The organism is Dactylosporangium sp. NPDC006015, from assembly GCF_040614215.1.
Lineage (GTDB): Bacteria > Actinomycetota > Actinomycetes > Mycobacteriales > Micromonosporaceae > Dactylosporangium > Dactylosporangium maewongense.
On record NZ_JBEXUD010000006.1, the window covers coordinates 58,302 to 75,387 of the forward strand.

The 17,086-nt window shown below is 72.8% G+C and carries 14 protein-coding genes; 12 read left to right on the plus strand and 2 right to left on the minus strand.

Going from position 1 to position 17,086, the window contains the following annotated elements:
- The first annotated feature begins 44 nt into the window (after window positions 1-44).
- From ABZ321_RS12650 to ABZ321_RS12670, 5 genes are all read left to right on the plus strand, one after another.
- The gene (locus tag ABZ321_RS12650; protein ID WP_354890977.1) at window positions 45-989 is read left to right on the plus strand and encodes a sulfotransferase; all 945 of its coding nucleotides are present in this window, start codon (window positions 45-47) and stop codon (window positions 987-989) included.
- Between the two features lie 31 nt (window positions 990-1,020).
- Window positions 1,021-2,127 (plus strand): LCP family protein, encoded by a 1,107-nt coding sequence (locus tag ABZ321_RS12655; RefSeq protein WP_354890978.1) that lies wholly within the window; start codon window positions 1,021-1,023, stop codon window positions 2,125-2,127.
- Between the two features lie 98 nt (window positions 2,128-2,225).
- Window positions 2,226-3,551, plus strand: a complete 1,326-nt coding sequence (locus ABZ321_RS12660) for a pectate lyase (protein WP_354890979.1) — start codon at window positions 2,226-2,228, stop codon at window positions 3,549-3,551.
- 192 nt (window positions 3,552-3,743) lie between these two features.
- Complete coding sequence (locus ABZ321_RS12665; protein WP_354890980.1) at window positions 3,744-6,428, plus strand: glycoside hydrolase family 3 N-terminal domain-containing protein; 2,685 nt, start codon at window positions 3,744-3,746, stop codon at window positions 6,426-6,428.
- 195 nt (window positions 6,429-6,623) lie between these two features.
- On the plus strand, window positions 6,624-7,292 hold the full coding sequence (locus ABZ321_RS12670) for a hypothetical protein (RefSeq protein ID WP_344504696.1): 669 nt from the start codon (window positions 6,624-6,626) through the stop codon (window positions 7,290-7,292).
- A gap of 6 nt (window positions 7,293-7,298) precedes the next feature.
- On the opposite strand, the gene ABZ321_RS12675 is transcribed toward ABZ321_RS12670, so the two are convergent.
- Together ABZ321_RS12675 and ABZ321_RS12680 are read right to left on the minus strand one after the other, a co-directional pair.
- Window positions 7,299-8,543 (minus strand): PQQ-binding-like beta-propeller repeat protein, encoded by a 1,245-nt coding sequence (locus ABZ321_RS12675; protein WP_354890981.1) that lies wholly within the window; start codon window positions 8,541-8,543, stop codon window positions 7,299-7,301.
- Window positions 8,544-8,553: 10 nt separating this feature from the next.
- Complete coding sequence (locus ABZ321_RS12680) at window positions 8,554-9,867, minus strand: MFS transporter (RefSeq protein ID WP_354890982.1); 1,314 nt, start codon at window positions 9,865-9,867, stop codon at window positions 8,554-8,556.
- 62 nt (window positions 9,868-9,929) lie between these two features.
- Here ABZ321_RS12680 and ABZ321_RS12685 point away from each other — a divergent pair, with 62 nt between their 5' ends.
- The 7 genes from ABZ321_RS12685 (at window position 9,930) to ABZ321_RS12715 (ending at window position 17,076) form a co-directional block, all read left to right on the plus strand.
- Window positions 9,930-10,310: a MerR family transcriptional regulator gene (locus ABZ321_RS12685; RefSeq protein WP_354890983.1), complete on the plus strand. Its 381-nt coding sequence runs from the start codon at window positions 9,930-9,932 to the stop codon at window positions 10,308-10,310.
- 31 nt (window positions 10,311-10,341) lie between these two features.
- Window positions 10,342-10,842: a SigE family RNA polymerase sigma factor gene (locus ABZ321_RS12690; protein WP_344504700.1), complete on the plus strand. Its 501-nt coding sequence runs from the start codon at window positions 10,342-10,344 to the stop codon at window positions 10,840-10,842.
- Window positions 10,839-11,684 carry a hypothetical protein gene (locus ABZ321_RS12695; protein ID WP_354890984.1) on the plus strand — a complete coding sequence of 282 codons (846 nt, stop codon included), beginning with the start codon at window positions 10,839-10,841 and terminating at the stop codon, window positions 11,682-11,684. The genes ABZ321_RS12690 and ABZ321_RS12695 overlap by 4 nt, the downstream gene beginning before the upstream one ends.
- Window positions 11,681-12,241 (plus strand): GNAT family N-acetyltransferase, encoded by a 561-nt coding sequence (locus ABZ321_RS12700; protein WP_344504702.1) that lies wholly within the window; start codon window positions 11,681-11,683, stop codon window positions 12,239-12,241. The genes ABZ321_RS12695 and ABZ321_RS12700 overlap by 4 nt, the downstream gene beginning before the upstream one ends.
- Before the next feature lie 291 nt (window positions 12,242-12,532).
- Entirely contained in the window at window positions 12,533-14,641 is a 2,109-nt protein-coding gene (locus ABZ321_RS12705; protein ID WP_344504703.1) for a discoidin domain-containing protein, read from the plus strand.
- The gene (locus ABZ321_RS12710; protein ID WP_354890985.1) at window positions 14,638-15,939 is read left to right on the plus strand and encodes a DUF1996 domain-containing protein; all 1,302 of its coding nucleotides are present in this window, start codon (window positions 14,638-14,640) and stop codon (window positions 15,937-15,939) included. Before ABZ321_RS12705 ends, ABZ321_RS12710 begins: the two co-directional genes overlap by 4 nt.
- Window positions 15,940-16,035: 96 nt before the next feature.
- Window positions 16,036-17,076, plus strand: coding sequence for a LacI family DNA-binding transcriptional regulator (locus ABZ321_RS12715; RefSeq protein WP_344504705.1), 1,041 nt, complete (start codon window positions 16,036-16,038; stop codon window positions 17,074-17,076).
- Window positions 17,077-17,086 lie beyond the last annotated feature (10 nt).

A 17,086-nucleotide genomic window follows, 5' to 3' on the forward strand; every position in this document is an offset into this window, starting at 1 on the left:
CAACCAGGTCGTAACCCGCGATGGCGGCGCAACGTTGGACGAAGGTGCATACCGACGAGCCGCCGACCACCCGCGTGCTGTACCTCGCCGGGTGGGGCCGCAGCGGCAGCACCCTCGCGGAGGGAATGCTGGACCAGGTGCCCGGCCTCGTCGGCGTCGGTGAGATCAAGTTCCTCTGGGAGCGCGGCCTGCTGCAGAACCGGCGGTGCAGCTGCGGCACGCCGCTGCGCTCGTGCGAGTTCTGGGTGGAGGTCCTGCACGAGGCGTTCGGCCGCATCCCGGACGACGACGAGCTGCGCGAGCTCGACGAGGCGTCCCGCCGCTTCCGGACCCGGCACCTGCCGGGGCTCGTGCTGCGCCCGACCCGGCCGCCCGGCGCGGACGAGCTGCGCTGGTACTACCGGGCCCTCGCCGACCTGTACCGGGCCGTGGCGAAGGTCAGCGGCGCCGACGTCGTCGTCGACTCCTCGAAGTTCCCGTCCTACCTGACGGCGCTGCTGCAGGCGCCCGGCCTGGACGTGCGGGTGGCGCACATCGTCCGCGACCCGCGAGCCGTCGCGTACTCGTGGCAGCGGCACAAGAAGGACCCGGACGCGCCGAACGGCGAGCTGATGCCCCGCATGCACCCGGCGTCCACGGCGCTGTACTGGTCGGCGTGGAACCTCGCGACGGAGCGGATCACCCGCCGGGCGGGCCTGCCGTACCTGCGATTCCGGTACGAGGACCTGGTCGCCGCGCCGGACGCGACGCTGCGGGCCGTCACCCGGCTCAGCGGCGTCCCCGCCGCGGCGGTGCCGGTCGGCGACCGCGGCGAGGTGTTCGTGCGCCCCACCCACCAGGTCTCCGGCAACCCCGTCCGGTTCCGCTCCGGGGCGGTCCACCTGCGGCTCGACGACGAGTGGACGAGGGGGATGGCGCCGCGGCACCGCCGGTTGACCGGGGCCTTCACCGTGCCGTTGCGGCGCCGGTACGGGTACCGCGACTCCTAACATCCGCGCCCTGCCCGCCGATGCTTCCAGTGTGTGGCGCGGGATGATCGTCACCGCCGTCACGCTGGTCTCGCTGGTCGGCGGGGGCACCGTGGCGTGGCGGCACTACGAGGGCGCCGTCGACCAGGTGGACCTGCTCGGCGAGGCGGCGCGGGACCGCCCTCCCCCTCGGCAGATCACCATCGAGTCGGCGCCCCGGTGGAGTCCGCCGCCGGCGTCGGCGCAGCCGGGGCGCAACATCCTGCTGGTCGGGATCGACGCGCGGCCCGGCGAGGACCAGGCCGGCGCCCGCGCCGACTCGATCATCGTGCTGCACGTGTCGGCGGGCGGCGACCGGGCCTGGCTGGTGTCGCTGCCGCGGGACACCCGGGTCGAGATCCCCGGGCACGGCACCGACAAGCTCAACGCCGCGTTCGCGGCCGGGTCGCAGGGCGGCGGCGGGCGGGCCGGCGGGTTCGCGCTGCTCGCCACGACCGTGCGGCAGCTCACCGGCCTCGCCTTCGACGCCGGCGCGATCATCGACTTCGCCGGGCTGCGCCGGGTCGTGGACGCGGTCGGCGGCGTCGACCTGTGCGTCGACGTGCGGACCGTGTCCGTGCACATCGGGTGGGACGCGCAGGGCCGGCAGACCGCGCCGTTCCGCCTGATCCCCCCGACGTTCCGCCCCGAGCGGATCCCCGGGGTCAGGCCGCAGGTGTACGAGGTGGGCTGCCGCCACTTCGCCGGCTGGGAGGCCCTCGACTACGTGCGGCAGCGGGAGCTGCTGCCGGACGGCGACTACGGCCGCCAGCGCCACCAGCAGCAGCTGCTCACCGCGCTCGGGCGCCGGGTCACCTCGGCCGGCGTGCTGGGCAACCCCCTCGCGCTCGACCGGACGCTGACCGCGGTCGGCGAGTCGCTGACCTTCGACGGCAACGGGCGGTCCGTCACCGACTGGATGTTTCAGCTGCGCGGGCTGCGCCCCGACGCGGTGACGATGCTGCGGACCAACGGCGGGCAGTTCAACGCCGCGACCCGCAACGGCACGGCGTTCGAGCAGCTGGACCCCGTGACGCTCGACCTGTTCGCCGCGGCCTGTTCGGATTCCTTGGACGCGTTCGCCCGGAAGCATCCGGACTGGGTCATCCAGCCGTCCTGACTGCAACAATCCTGCAAACGCAGAGCATTGACTCCGCTCTGTACCGGGTGGCACGTTGGCGCTAGGAATGCGCTTTCCTCGCCTCTTTTGGAGTCTGCATGCGCAAGACCACCGTCGTCGTCGCCGCCGTCGCCGGCGCGGCACTGCTCGCGGGCGCGGCCGTCAGCGCCCCGATCGCCTTCGCAGGCGCCGGCACGCCCTCCGCCGCACTCGCGTTAGCCCGTCAGGCCCTGCCCGCCGGTGACGGCTGGGCCTCGGACACCACCGGCACCACCGGCGGCGCGCTGGCCGACGCCGACCACGTCTTCACCGTCCGCACCCGCGACGAGCTGGCCGCGGCCGTCGCCGGCGACACCCCGAAGATCGTCTTCGTGTCCGGCGGGATCGACGCCAACGCCGGCCACACGTGCGCCGACTACGCCGACCCGGCGTACAGCCTGGACGCGTTCCTCGCCGCGTACGACCCGGCCGTCTGGGGCCGCGCCACGAAGCCCACCGGCCCGCTCGAGGACGCCCGGGCGCGGTCGGCGAAGAACCAGGGCGCACGGGTCAACATCAAGGTCGGCGGCAACACCACGATCGTCGGCCTCGGCGGCTCGAAGATCACCGGCGCCAACCTGCTCGTCGAGAAGGTCGACAACGTCATCCTGCGCAACCTGCGCCTCGAGGACGCTCACGACTGCTTCCCCTCGTGGGACCCGACCGACGGCGCCCTGGGCAACTGGAACTCCCTCTACGACACGGTGACCGTCACCGGCTCCACCCACGTCTGGGCCGACCACAACAACTTCAGCGACGGCAACAACACCGACGAGACGCAGCCGCTGTACTTCGGCCGCCCGTACCAGGTCCACGACGGCGCCCTCGACGTGATCCGCGCCTCCGACCTCGTCACCATCTCGTGGAACAACTTCTTCGACCACGACAAGACGATGCTCATCGGCTCCTCGAACACCGTCGGCGCCGACGTCGGCAAGCTCCGCGTCACCATCCACCACAACCGCTTCGCCAACGTCGGCCAGCGCGTGCCGCGGGTCCGCTTCGGCCAGGTCGACGTCTACTCCAACTACTTCTACGCCACCGACGAGGACAGCTACAGCTACTCGTGGGGCGTCGGCGTCTACGCCTCGCTGTACGCGGAGAACAACTTCCTGCTCCGCAGCGCCGACATCCCGCTGTCGTCCGTCGTGTACGACTGGCGCGGCACCGCCCCCGGCACCATCACCGAGGTCGGCACCGCCACCCGGATCGGCACGGGCCCGGTCTCGGCCGTCAGCCTCGTCGACGAGTACAACGCCGGCCACGACCCCGACCTGACGGCCGGCACCTGGGTGCCGACCCTGCGGGCCGCGGCCCCGGACCCCGCGACGGCGGTCCCGGCCCTGGTGTCCGCGAAGGCGGGCGCGGGCAAGCTCGGCTTCTGACGCTTTGCTGGTTCGACACACCCCACCACCGCACCGGCCGACGGCAATCCGTCGGCCGGTGCGGCTTTGTAGCTTTCATTCCCGGCGGCGCGGTGAGCAGGGATTTCGTGCTCTTGCGGGGGCGGCGACCGGCGTACGGGGGCAGCCGCGGCTTAGCGTCGGAGCCCCCTGCCGCCGAGGAGGAACACCCGGATGCGCCGCTCCGCCATCACCTTCGCCGCCACCTGCGCTCTCGTCGCCGCGACGTTGACCGTCGCCCGGCCGGCGCTGGCCGCCGTGCCGTACGAGGACCCGTCGCTGCCGGTCGCCACCCGGGTCGAGGACCTGCTGTCACGCATGACGCTCGACGAGAAGATCGGGCAGATGACCCAGGCCGAGCGCGCGTCGATCACGCCGGCCGAGGTCACCCAGTACAAGATCGGCTCGATCCTCTCCGGCGGCGGCTCGGCGCCCTCGCCGAACACGGCGACCGGCTGGGCCGACATGGTCGACCGGTTCCAGAACGGCGCCCTGGCGACCCCGCTGCGCATCCCGCTGATCTACGGCTCCGACGCGGTGCACGGGCACAACAACCTCGCCGGCGCCACGATCTTCCCGCACAACATCGGCCTCGGCGCGACCCGCGACCCGGCGCTGGTGCAGCAGGTCGGCGCGGCCACCGCCGAGGAGGTGCAGGGCAGCGGCGTCGACTGGACCTTCTCGCCGTGCCTGTGCGTGGCCCGCAACGACCGGTGGGGCCGCACCTACGAGTCGTTCGGGGAGAAGCCCGAGCTGCCCGTGCAGATGGCCACGATCATCGACGGCTACCAGGGCAAGGGCGTGCTGGCCACGGCCAAGCACTACGTCGGCGACGGCGGCACGACCGGCGGCGTCGACCAGGGCGACACCCAGCTGTCCGAGGCGGAGCTGCGCGCCGTGCACCTGCCGCCGTTCACCGAGGCCGTGCGGCGCAACGTCGCGTCGGTGATGGTGTCGTACTCCTCCTGGAACGGCCAGAAGCTGCACGGCAACGACTACCTCATCACCACCGTCCTCAAGGGCGAGCTGGGCTTCAAGGGCTTCGTCGTGTCCGACTGGAACGGCATCGACCAGATCGAGGGCGGCACCGGGTTCACCGCCTCCGAGGTCCGCCGCGCGGTCAACGCCGGCATCGACATGGTCATGGTGCCCACCGAGTGGAAGTCGTTCATCACCACGCTGCGCGCCGAGGTGCAGGCCGGCCGGGTGACGACCGCCCGCATCGACGACGCCAACCGGCGGATCCTGACGAAGAAGTTCGAGTACGGGCTGTTCGAGAAGCCCCTCGCCGACCGCACGTTCACCCCGACCGTCGGCAGCGCCGCCCACCGCGCCGTGGCCCGCCAGGCCGTCCGCGAGTCGCAGGTGCTGCTGAAGAACACCGGCAACGTGCTGCCCCTCGCGAAGAACGGCGGGCGCTACTTCGTCGCCGGCAAGAGCGCCGACAACATCGGCAACCAGAGCGGCGGCTGGACGATCAGCTGGCAGGGCGCGAGCGGCCAGACCACCACCGGCACCACGATCCTGCAGGGCATCCGCGCCGCCGCGCCCGGCTCGACGGTGCAGTACAACGCGACCGGCGCCGGCATCGACGGCTCCTACACGGCGGCGATCGCGGTCATCGGCGAGACCCCCTACGCGGAGGGCCAGGGCGACCGGCCCGGCTCCCTCGGCCTGGACGCGACCGACCTGCAGGCGCTCAACACGCTCAAGGCGTCGGGCGTCCCGGTCGTGGTCGTCCTCGTCTCCGGCCGCCCGCTCGACATCGCCGCGCAGCTGCCCGACTGGCGCGCCCTGCTCGCCGCCTGGCTGCCCGGCACCGAGGGCGCCGGCGTCGCCGACGTCCTCTTCGGCGACCACAACCCGAGCGGCAAGCTGCCTGTCACCTGGATGCAGACCGCGTCCCAGGAACCCATCAACGACGGCGACGGCAAGACACCGCTGTTCCCGTTCGGGTTCGGCCTGACCTACACCGGCACCGTCGAGTCACCAGGCCAGCCCGGCACCCCGGTCGCGTCAGCTGTCACGTCGACGTCGGCGACGCTGACCTGGACCGCGCCGGCCTCCGGCAGCACCCCGACCGGCTACCGGGTGTACCGCGACAGCACCCTGCTGACCACGGTCACCGGCCTGTCGTACCAGCTCACGGGCCTCACGCCGGGCACCACGACCCGGTACACGGTCGTCGCGGTCGACGCCGCCGGCCGCACGGGCTCCGCCTCGGCCGCGGTGACCGTGACCACGCCAGGCACCGTCGAGTCGCCCGGCCAGCCAGGCACGCCCGTCGTGTCGGCGGTCACCTCGACCTCGGCGACGCTGACCTGGACCGCGCCGACCAGCGGCAGCACCCCGACCGGCTACCGGGTGTACCGCGACAGCACCCTGCTGACCACGGTCACCGGCCTGTCGTACCAGCTCACGGGCCTCACGCCGGGCACCACGACCCGGTACACGGTCGTCGCCGTCGACGCCGCCGGCCGGACGGGCCCCGCCTCGGCGGCCGCGACGGTCACCACCCCGGGCGGCACCGACCCGACCGCGACCTGCGCGGTCACGTACACGGCGAGCGAGTGGGGCGGCGGCGGCTTCGGCGGCGCGGTGACGATCCGCAACACCGGCGGCACCCCGCTGTCCGCATGGACCCTGGCGTTCACGTTCCCCGGCAACCAGCGCGTCACCCAGGGCTGGTCGGCGACCTGGTCCCAGACCGGCGCCGCCGTCACCGCCCGCAACGAGTCCTGGAACGGCGCCCTCCCCGCTGGCGGCACCGTGTCGATCGGCTTCAACGGCTCGTACACCGGCACAAACCCCCGCCCGACGGCCTTCACCGTGAACGGAGCCACCTGCACCGTCAGCTGAGCACCGCGGTCGCTCCCGCAGCCGCCTGCCCCGCCCCTCCCCGGACCGCCACGCCACCTTGGTCCACCGGCGTGGCGGTCCGGCGTTCTCACCTCGTGCCCAGCCGGCGCGCGTCTCCAGCCGGTGTCCGGTAGCAGCGCCGGCGGATCCGTTTCCTCGTCAGGCCGGTGGTTGGCGGCGGCTTACGATGCCGGGGTGACGGTGTACGACGCTGCCGGGCGGTTGCCTGCGGTTGAGGTGGTGCGGCGGCGGTGCAAGGCGCTGGCGGTGCTTGACGCGATCGTCGGGGGTGACCACTACACCTACGACCGTGCGTGGGGCGGTGACGAGGCGGCGGCGATGCGTAACGGGAGCGGTGAGGAGTACGACATCGTCTTCACCGCCGGCGGGGGTGCCTTCGTCCGGGGTGTCTACCACGAGTCGTCGATGTTCAGGTACACGGACGGCGGGCTGTGGCCGGGGCTGCTCGACGGGCTTCCCCAGGAGTTCGAGGCCATGGCCGCCGAGCCCGCCTTCAGCGGCCCGGGTGGCACGCTCGACGCCACCTTCGTCCTGTGGCGGCGCGCCGGTGACGAGCGGTGGCACGCGGGGGAGGACATCGACTTCTCGCCCGCGGACGACGACGAGGTGGACCCGGACGGCTCGTGGCTGCTGGACGTCCTCTTCGACGACATCGCCGAGCAGTACTGCACGTACGCCGAGGAGGTGCACGAGGTCGTCCTGCCCAGGGCCGCGGTCGGGCACGTCGTCGCGTTCCTGCCGCTGACCGATGCGGTGATCCGGGCGATCAACCCGGCGGCCGCACCGGGTCACGTCCGCGCGGCGGCCGAGAAGTACGGGTACCCCCTCGAAGCGGACCGGTAGCCGGCGTCACAGCTGCCAGACCGACACCCGCTCGCGGTGGCAGGCCAGCAGGGTGGCGGTGGCCAGGCACTTCGGCGGGGCCGGCCAGTGCTCGGTGCGGCCCAGGACGGTCACCGCGCCGGTGGTGAGGTCGAGGCGGGCGACCAGCGAGCCGCCGGGGTTGCGGCCGGTCACCAGGGCGGCGTGCCCCGGGAGCGCGGCGACGACGTCCCACGGGCCGAAGCGGCGCACGACCCGGCCGGTGGTGGCGTCGAGCACGACGGCGCCGAGCGCCGGGTCGGCGGTGTCGGGGGTGGGTTCGGTCGCCCACATGAGGCCGTCGCCGAACGGGCCGAGGTCGGTCCAGCCGGTGATGCTCCACCGCGGGTCGCCGGTGTCGGGGTCCACCACCGTGGTCCGGCCGACGGTGCCGGTGCACAGCAGGGTCCCACACCACCACAGGCCGCCGGCGGCCGCCATGGCGGTGCGCTGCCAGAGGCGGCGGCCGGTCGTCAGGTCGTACACGGCGCTGTCCAGCAGCGTGGTGCGCTCGAAGTGGTAGACGAGCAGCCGGTCGCCGGCGACGTCGAAGCCGTCGACCGCGCCGAGGCCGGGCAGCGCGACCGTGCGCACGACCGCGGCCGAGCCGGCGTCGCGGATGAGCAGCGTGCCGTCGGGGTCGAGGTCGGCGATCTCCCGCCGGCCACCGGCCGCCGCCAGGACGCGGCGGACCGAGGGCGTGCCGAGCTGCCAGCGGACCTCGCCGGTGCGGACGTCGAGGCCGAGGAGGCGCCCGTCGATCACATCGTCCGCGCGGGCGAGCAGCAGCCCCGGCGGGCCCTCACCGGACGGCGGCGACGGCACGGACCCGTCGCGCCGCCAGACCTCGGTGCCCGTCGCGGCGTCGAGGCCGACGAGGGCGGCCGTGCGAGTCGCCGGCTCCTCGACGGCGAGGACCACGCGGCCGTGCGAGGCGGCCAGCAGCCGCGCGCCGGGCTCGACCGGGACGCTCCAGCGGCGGGTGCCGCCCGGCATCCGGTACGCCGCCACGGCGGTCCGCATCAGCAGGACCAGGGTGTCGCCGTCGGCGCGCATGTCGCCGATCCCGTCGCCCTCCAGCACCACCGACGGGGCCGGCGGCCCCGACGCGGAGTCGGCCGTCATCGGACCGCTGCCGGGCAGGACCAGCACCATGACGAGCAGCCCCGGCAACCACCAGGGGCGGCGTGCCGGCGCCGCCCGCACCGGGCCGGGCGCATCGAGGTCGATCACCGCATCAGTGTCACTCAGCACGGACCGCGCGGATACCGCGCGGCCGAAAGCCGGGCACAGCGACGACGGCGATCAGGGCTCCCGCCGCGGCAGCCCCGGCGGTCAGCCCGAAGGCCCACGCGAACGAGCCGCTGGTCAGGACCAGGGTGAGCAGGGCGATCGTCACCGCGCCGGCCAGGTACTGGGACGTGGTCAGGACGGCGCCCGCCGAGGACTGGTGCGCCGCCGGGACGTCGCGGGCGCCGAGGACGAACATCGCGGTGTAGACCATGCCGTGGGCGAAACCGGTGACCAGCAGGCCCGGCAGGAGGCCGGCGGCGTAGGAGCCGCCGGCGAACGCCGCCAGCCAGGCCAGGCCCGCGGCGGCCAGGGCGAAGCCGGCGGACAGGACGGCGGGGGAGCCGAACCGGCGCACCGCCCGGCCGGTCACGGCGCTGCCCACCGTGACCAGGGCGGCCAGGGGCAGGAACGCCAGGCCGGCGCGGAGCGGGGAATAGCCGCGGGACGTCTGCAGGAGCAGGGTCACGACGTAGAACTCCGCGCCGACGCTGGCCATGTAGAGCGCGGTCGCCGCCACGCCCACCCGCAGGCTGCGGATCCGGCGCAGCGCCAGCGGGATGAGCGGGGTGCGCGAGGTGCGCTCGTGCAGCGCGAAGCCGGCGCCGAGCAGCACCGCCACCACGGCGGAGAGCAGCAGCGCGGCGCCCGGGAAGGTCAGCGCCAGCACCGCGGCGAGGGCCGCGCCGGTGCCGAGCAGCGCGCCCGGCAGCGGGATCCGGGCGCCGCCGCGCGGGGAGGGGCGCAGCAGCCACGCGAGGCCGCCGAGGGCGCACAGCAGGGTCACCGGGACGTTGACGAAGAAGGTCCAGCGCCAGGACAGGCGGGTGAGGGCGCCGCCCAGCACGACACCCGCGGCGAGACCCGAGGCACCGACGGCACCCCAGACGGACAGCGCCCGGGCCCGCGCGACGAAGAGGGTGCCGAGCAGGCCGAGGACCGCCGGTTGCAGCAGCGCGGCGGCGACCCCCTGGGCGAAGCGGGCGGCCAGCAGGACCTCGCCGTTCCCGGCGAGACCACCGGCGACCGAGGCGGCGCCGAACAGGACCGTCGCCGCGACGAAGAGGCGGCCCGCCCCGACCCGGTCGGCGAGCCGGCCGCCGAAGAGGAGGAAGCCGGCGAACGGCACCGCGTACGCGCTCACCACCCACTGCGCGGCCGTCAGCGACAGGTCCAGATCGGCGGCGATCGCGGGCAGCGCCACGTAGACGATTGAGTAGTCCAGGGCCAGGAGGAACTGCGCGAGGGACAGCAGGAGCAGTGGCATGCCCGCATCGTCGGAGGTTCACACTGATGTGAAGGTCAAGCGGAACGCGAGGGTGAGTGAGCATGCGCATAGGTGAGTTGTCCCGCCGGACGGGTATCCCGGCCCGCCTGCTGCGCTACTACGAGGAGCAGGGCCTGCTGACGCCGGAGCGGAAGGACAACGGGTACCGCGACTACGCCGAACACCTCGTCGACCGGGTGCAGCAGATCCGTGGGCTGCTCGACGCCGGCCTGCCGACCCGGGTCATCCGGGAGGTGCTGCCGTGCACCGACAACCCGTGCACGATCACGGTCTCCGACGCCAGCGACGAGCTGATCGCGCTGCTGGCGGCCGAGCGCGACAGGATGGACGCGCGGATCGCGTGCCTGGCGCGCAACCGCGACGCCATCGCCGCGTACCTCAAGAAGGTGGAGGACAACCTTTCGCCGGGACGGCGTCGTTGACCGCAGGGGACCGCCCCGGGGGAGGGGACCGTTGGACGACTTCGAGGCGTACGTGAGCGCGGCCTGGCCGCGGCTGCTGCGCTCGGCCTGGCTGCTGACGCACGACTGGCACCGGGCCGAGGATCTGGTGCAGACCGTCCTGGCCCGGGCGTACGGGCGCTGGCCGCGGATCCGCGACGGCGCGCCGGACGCGTACCTGCGGGCGATGCTCGCCAGCACGTACCTGAGCTGGTGGCGCCGCAAGTGGCGCGGCGAGCTGCCGACGGAGCGGCTGCCGGAGCTGCCGGCGGGCGGGGGTGAGCTCGAGGGGGTGGAGCTGCGCCACCTGCTCGCCGGTGCCCTCGCCCGGCTGCCGAGGCAGCAGCGGGCCGTGCTGATGCTGCGCTTCCACGGCGACTTCACCGAGACCGACACGGCCCGCGCCCTCGGCCTGAAGCTCGGCACCGTCAAGTCGCACACGGCCCGGGCCCTGGCGGCGCTGCGCAACGATCCGCAACTGCTGGCACTGCTGAGCGAGGGGGTGCGCCGATGAGCGACGAGCAGGTCACCGACCTCTTGGAACGGGCGGTCGCCGAGGTACCGCCGGCGCTGCTGCAGGCGCCGCACGCCGGGATCCGCCGCCGGATCCGCCGACGTCGCATCGCCCGGTCGGGGGCCGTGGTGGCCGCCGCCCTCGCGGTGCTGGCGGGGTTCGCCGCCGCGCCCACCGGCGGGGCGCCCGACGTGCCCACCGGCGGACCGGCCGCGCCCACGGGCCGGGCGTGGGTGCCGCAGGTCCCGTGGGACGTGGCGCGGATCGACCGCACCGGCACCCGGATCACCGTGTACGCGGCGCCGCTGCCCGGCAAGTGCGTCGAGCGGGACCCGGCGGACGACCGGGTCGAGTGGGCGGACAACAGGGTCACGCTGCACCTCGCCGGCTCGTACGCCGGCTGCGGCGACGACAGCCAGCCGGCGTCGCGGACGTTCGAGCTGCCCCAGGCGGTCGGCGGCCGGGGCATCGTGGACGGCCGGGAGCCCCTGGAGCCGCGGGTCCTGGTCCGCGCCGCGGACCTGCCCGACCTGGCGGCCGGCGGCTGGACCGAGATCCCGGCGGTCCGGCTCCACAGCGTGCTGGTGTGGCGCTTCACCCGGCCCGGCGGTCCGGACCTGGCGCTGCGTGCCTACCGCCTGAGCCCGGGCGTCATCCTCTCGGAACCCGACCACACGCTGCGGCTCGGCAGCCGGACGGCGGCCGTCTACGACCGTCCCGGCGACCGGTCGGCGGGCTGGTGGTCCGACGACCACCAGGTCTGGTACACGATCACGGTCGTCGATCCGGCGATCGGAAAATCCGGGTTCGACGCGGTGCTGCGTGGTATGACCTGGGCGTGACCACACCCCTGACCCAGCCCGTCATCGAGGTGGCGACCCCCGCGCACCGGGACGCGGTGGTCGCCACCGTCGTCGCCGCGTTCGCCGCCGACCCCGCGTTCCGCTTCTTCTACCCGGACGACGCCACCTTCGAAGGCGACGCGGCGGCGCTCGCCGGCGGGCTCTTCGACGCGCGGGTCGGCCACGGCACCGTCTGGGTCGCCGACGGGGGAGCGGCCGTCGCGATGTGGGACGGGCCGGACGCGCCGCCGTCGGGTCACGTGCCGACCGGGCGGTTCGCAGTGTACGAGGACGCCGTCGCCGCCGTGATGCCGACGCACCGGCGCTGGTACCTCGGGGTCCTCGCCTGCCACCCGGAGCACCGCGGCCGGCGCCTCGCCCGGGCCGCGATGGCACCGGCCCTGCGGCGGGCGGCGGAGGACGGGCTGCCCGCGCTGCTGGAGACCTCCAATCCCGTCAACGTCGAGGTGTACCGCCGTGCCGGATTCGACGTCGTCGAGCACCTGACCGTCGACGGCCGGCTGCCGGTCTGGATCATGCGCCGCCCGCAGGCCTGACCTGGGGAGAGCGCTCCCCGCGCCACGCATATCAGGGTTCGTCACTACTCCACGCAGCGTTGACGGCCCGTGAGCTGCTGGTAGTCGATGTTTGGAGAGCGCTCTCCCATTCGCGCCGAAGCATTGACACGACTCGACCAAGGGTCCACAGTGACCGGATGAGAGAGCGCTCTCTCATCACCCCGTAACACACTGGTCACCCGAGCGACACGAATGGAGCTCCCTATGCCTTGGTCGGCACCCGCCCCCGGCCATCGACGTCTCTCACGATTTACGACCGGCCGGCGCGCCATGCGCACCGGCGCCATCGCCACCGCGGTGGCCGCGATGCTGTGCACCTACATCGTGCTGGTCGTGACCCGCGCCGACGCCGCGGAGACCCTGCTGTCGCAGGGCAAGCCCACCACCGCCTCGTCGACGGAGAACGCCGGCTCCCCCGCCTCCAACGCGACTGACGGCAACACCGGCACCCGCTGGTCGAGCGCGTTCAGCGACCCGCAGTGGATCCAGGTCGACCTGGGCTCCACGCAGACCATCACCCGCGTGGCGCTCAACTGGGAAGCCGCCTACGCCACCGCGTACCAGATCCAGACCTCCGCCAACGGCACGACCTGGACGCAGATCTACGCCACCACGACCTCCACCGGCGGCAACCAGAGCCTCACCGTCAACGGCTCCGGCCGCTACGTGCGGGTCAACACCACCGCCCGGGCGACGCAGTACGGCGTGTCGCTGTGGGAGTTCCAGGTGTACGGCGGCAGCACGCCGTCCGGCTGCGGCACCGCCAACGTGGCGCAGGGCAAGACGGCCACCGCCTCCTCGACGGAGAACGCCGGCACGCCCGCCGCGTCCGCGTTCGACGGCAACAACGGCACCCGCTGGTCCAGCGCCGCGTCCGACCCGCAGTGGCTGCAGGTCGACCTCGGCACCACCCAGGCCATCTGTGGCGTGACCCTGAACTGGGAGGCGGCCTACGCGACCGCGTTCCAGATCCAGACGTCCACCAACGGCACCACCTGGACGCAGATCTACGGCACGACCACCGGCACCGGCGGCGTGCAGGACCTGACCGTCACCGGCTCCGGCCGGTACGTGCGCATCAACGGCACCGCGCGGGCCACGCAGTGGGGCTACTCGCTGTGGGAGGTCCAGGTCCGCGTGCAGGGCGCGCCGCCCACCACGAACGACACCCCGAGCAGCAGCCCGAGCCAGAGCCCGAGCCAGCCGCCCGGCAACACGGTCCTGCTGTCGTACAAGAAGCCGGGCTTCGCGTCGACCTCGCAGAACGACAGCAACTGCAACCCGTGCACGCCGGACAAGGCGTTCGACAACGACCCGGCGAGCCGCTGGGCGACGAACCCGACCGGTGGCTGGGTCGACCCGGGCTGGATCTACGTCGACCTCGGCGCGACCGCGCAGATCAAGCAGGTCGTGCTGCAGTGGGACCCGGCGTACGCCGTGTCGTACCAGATCCAGACCTCCAACGACGCCGCCAACTGGACGTCGATCTACAACACCACGACGGGCAAGGGCTTCAAGGAGACCCTGAACGTCACCGGCACCGGCCGCTACGTGCGCATGTACGGCACGCAGCGCTCCAACGGCTACGGCTACTCGCTGTGGGAGTTCAAGGTGTACGGCACCGGCGGCCAGCCGGTCCAGCCGCCGGCGAACCCCGCCGACCCGATCTTCCCGGCGACGAACCTGGTGTGGTCCGACGAGTTCAACACCGGCACCAACGTCGACACCTCCAAGTGGACGATCGACCCCGGCACCGGCCAGAACGGTGAGATCCAGTACTACACGAACCTGGAGAACACCAGCATCCAGGGCGGCTCGCTGGTCATCGAGGCCCGCAAGCAGACCCTCGGCGGCCGCGACTACACCTCGGGCCGGATCAACACCAGCAACAAGTTCTCCACCCAGTACGGCCGGGTCGAGGCCCGGATCAAGGTCCCGAAGGGCAACGGCCTCTGGCCCGCGTTCTGGATGATGGGCACCGACTTCCTGACCGGCCGCCCCTGGCCGTACAACGGCGAGATCGACATCATGGAGATCCTCGGCAAGAACACCAACGAGATCTACTCGACGCTGCACGCGCCGGCCTACAACGGCGGTGGCGGCTACGGCCAGAAGATCTCCACGGTCGACCTGTCGCTGGACTACCACGTCTACTCGACCGAGTGGGACAGCAAGCACATGACCTTCCGCGTCGACAACCAGGTCATCCTGGTCGCCGACAAGGACACGGTCGAGACGACCCGCGGTCCGTGGGTGTACGACCACCAGTTCTACCTGATCCTCAACCTCGCGGTCGGCGGTGACTTCCCGGGCCCGATCGACGCCACCACGCCGTTCCCGTCCCGGATGTACGTCGACTACGTGCGGGTCTACAAGTGAGCGGCCGGGTCCTGGGGAGGGGCCTGACCAGGAAGTTCCTGATCGGGCTGGCGCTCACCGCACTGGTTGGCACGTACGCTTCGGTCCGTGCGTTCTCCGCGGACGCCGCTGAGATCCCGATTTCCCAAGGGAAGCCGGTCACGGCGTCGTCCGTGGAGAACGGGGGCGCCGCCGCCGCGAACGCGGTGGACGGCAACGGGGGCACCCGGTGGTCGAGCGCGTTCAGCGACCCGCAGTGGCTGCAGGTCGACCTGGGCGCGCCCGCCACGATCACCAGCGTGGTGATCAACTGGGAGGCCGCGTACGCCCGCGACTTCACCATCCAGACGTCGGCCAACGGCACCTCGTGGACGACGATCAACACCACCGTCAACGGCACCGGCGGCGTGCAGACGCTGAACGTGTCCGGCTCCGGCCGGTACGTGAAGCTGAACACGACCCGGCGGGCCACGCAGTACGGCGTGTCGCTGTGGGAGTTCCAGGTGTTCGGGACCGGCGGCAGCACGCCGACGAACAACCCGACCACCATCCCGCCGGGCGCGGTCCGGGTCGCGGAGTTCCTCGCCGACTGCCCGTTCAGCCACCGGCTGCCGGACGACCCGATCGTCTTCCCCGGCCTGCCCGGCGCGTCGCACATGCACAGCTTCTTCGGCAGCACCGTCACCAACGGCAACTCGACGGTCAACGACCTCGCCAACGGCCCGAGCAACTGCAACCCGGCCGTCGACAAGTCCTCGTACTGGGTGCCCACCCTGTACCAGGACGGGGTCGCGAAGGAGCCGGTGATCACCACCTTCTACTACCTCGGTGAAGGCGTCAGCGACGCCGTGCGGGAGCAGACCCAGCCGCTGCCCTTCGGGCTGCGGATCGTCGCCGGCAACGCGAAGGCGACGGCACCCGACGCGACCACCATCTCCCGCTGGTCCTGCCTGCACCACAACGAGTCCGGCGCGGGGAAGGACTTCATCAACTGCCCGGCCGACTCGATGCTGGAGTCGTACCTCGACTTCCCGCAGTGCTGGAACGGCCGCGACCTCGACTCCGCCGACCACAAGAGCCACATGGCCTACCCCGTCAACGGCGCCTGCCCGTCCACCCACCCGGTGCCGGTGCCCAAGCTGCGGCAGGTCCTGCGGTACCCGGTGAACGGTGACCCGTCGAGGATCCGGCTCAGCTCGGGTGCCGGGTTCACGATGCACGGCGACTTCTTCAACGCCTGGCCGCAGGCCGAGATGGAGCGCCGGGTCGCGTACTGCATCCGCCTGAAAGTCAAGTGCGGCGCCAACGGCACCGCGTAAGTTTCTGAATCTGGCCGTGGATGGACGAGACGCAAGCGCCGTCCATCCACGGCTCCCTTTTCTCACCGCGCGGGGGCACGATCTACCGTGAGAACCATGACGGGCAGCGACACGCGACCACCGACGCTGGAACAGGTCGCCAACTACGCCGGGGTCTCCCGCGCCACGGTCTCCCGCGTGATCAACGGGGTGCAGACCGTCGACCCTGAGCTGCGGCGCACCGTCGAGCGGGCGATCGCCGCGACGGGCTACGTGCCCAACCTCGCCGCCCGCTCGCTCGTCACCCGCCGCACCGACTCGATCGCGCTCGTGGTGTCGGAGCCGGAGAACCGCGGCTACGAGACGCCGTTCCTCACCCGTACGTTCACCGACCCCTACCTGGGCCGGGTCACCGCGGGGGCGCAGGAGGTGCTCCGCCCGCTCGGCATCCACCTGGTCATCTTCCTGGCCGACCCGCCGGCTCGCGAGCACGTCATGCGGTATCTGCGGCAGGGCCACGTCGACGGCGCCCTGCTCATCTCCAGCCACGTCGACGACCCGCTCCCGAGTCAGCTCGTCGACCTCGGCGTGCCCTGTGTCCTGTCGTGCCGGCCCGGCCGGCCCGTCCACACCAGCTTCGTCGACGTCGACCAGCGTGCCGGCGTCCGGCTCGCCGTGGACCGCCTGGCCGCCCTGGGCCGCCGCTGCATCGCCACCATCACCGGCCCCCTCGACATGCCCGCCGCCCAGGACCGCCTCGCCGGCTTCCACGCCGCCGTCGCCGCCCACGGCCAGGCCGACGCCCCCCACGTCGAGGGCGACTTCACCCGCGGCGGCGGCGAGCGCGCCGCCCGTGCGCTGCTGGCCTCCCACCCCGACGTCGACGGCATCTTCGTCGCCAACGACCTGATGGCCGACGGTGCGCTCCGCGTCATCCAGGAGTCCGGTCGCACCGTCCCGGACGACGTCGCGGTCATCGGCTTCGACGACAGCACCGCCGCCCTCGAGTGCCACCCCCAGCTGAGCACCGTCCGCCAGCCCGTCGAGGAGATGGCCGGCGAGATGGCCCAGCTCCTGCTCACCCGGATCCGCGAACCCGGCCGCTCCCCGCGCTCGGTCATCTTCAACCCGGAGCTGATCCTCCGCGCCTCCGCCTGACCCGCGCGGG

Excerpts from the sequence above, each read along its gene's own strand:
- ABZ321_RS12660 (WP_354890979.1), top strand. The coding sequence starts at position 2,226 with ATGCGCAAGACCACCGTCGTCGTCGCCGCCGTCGCCGGCGCGGCACTG.
- ABZ321_RS12665 (WP_354890980.1), top strand. The coding sequence starts at position 3,744 with ATGCGCCGCTCCGCCATCACCTTCGCCGCCACCTGCGCTCTCGTCGCC.
- ABZ321_RS12680 (WP_354890982.1), bottom strand. The coding sequence starts at position 9,867 with ATGCCACTGCTCCTGCTGTCCCTCGCGCAGTTCCTCCTGGCCCTGGAC.
- ABZ321_RS12685 (WP_354890983.1), top strand. The coding sequence starts at position 9,930 with ATGCGCATAGGTGAGTTGTCCCGCCGGACGGGTATCCCGGCCCGCCTG.
- ABZ321_RS12695 (WP_354890984.1), top strand. The coding sequence starts at position 10,839 with ATGAGCGACGAGCAGGTCACCGACCTCTTGGAACGGGCGGTCGCCGAG.
- ABZ321_RS12705 (WP_344504703.1), top strand. The coding sequence starts at position 12,533 with ATGCGCACCGGCGCCATCGCCACCGCGGTGGCCGCGATGCTGTGCACC.
- ABZ321_RS12715 (WP_344504705.1), top strand. The coding sequence starts at position 16,036 with ATGACGGGCAGCGACACGCGACCACCGACGCTGGAACAGGTCGCCAAC.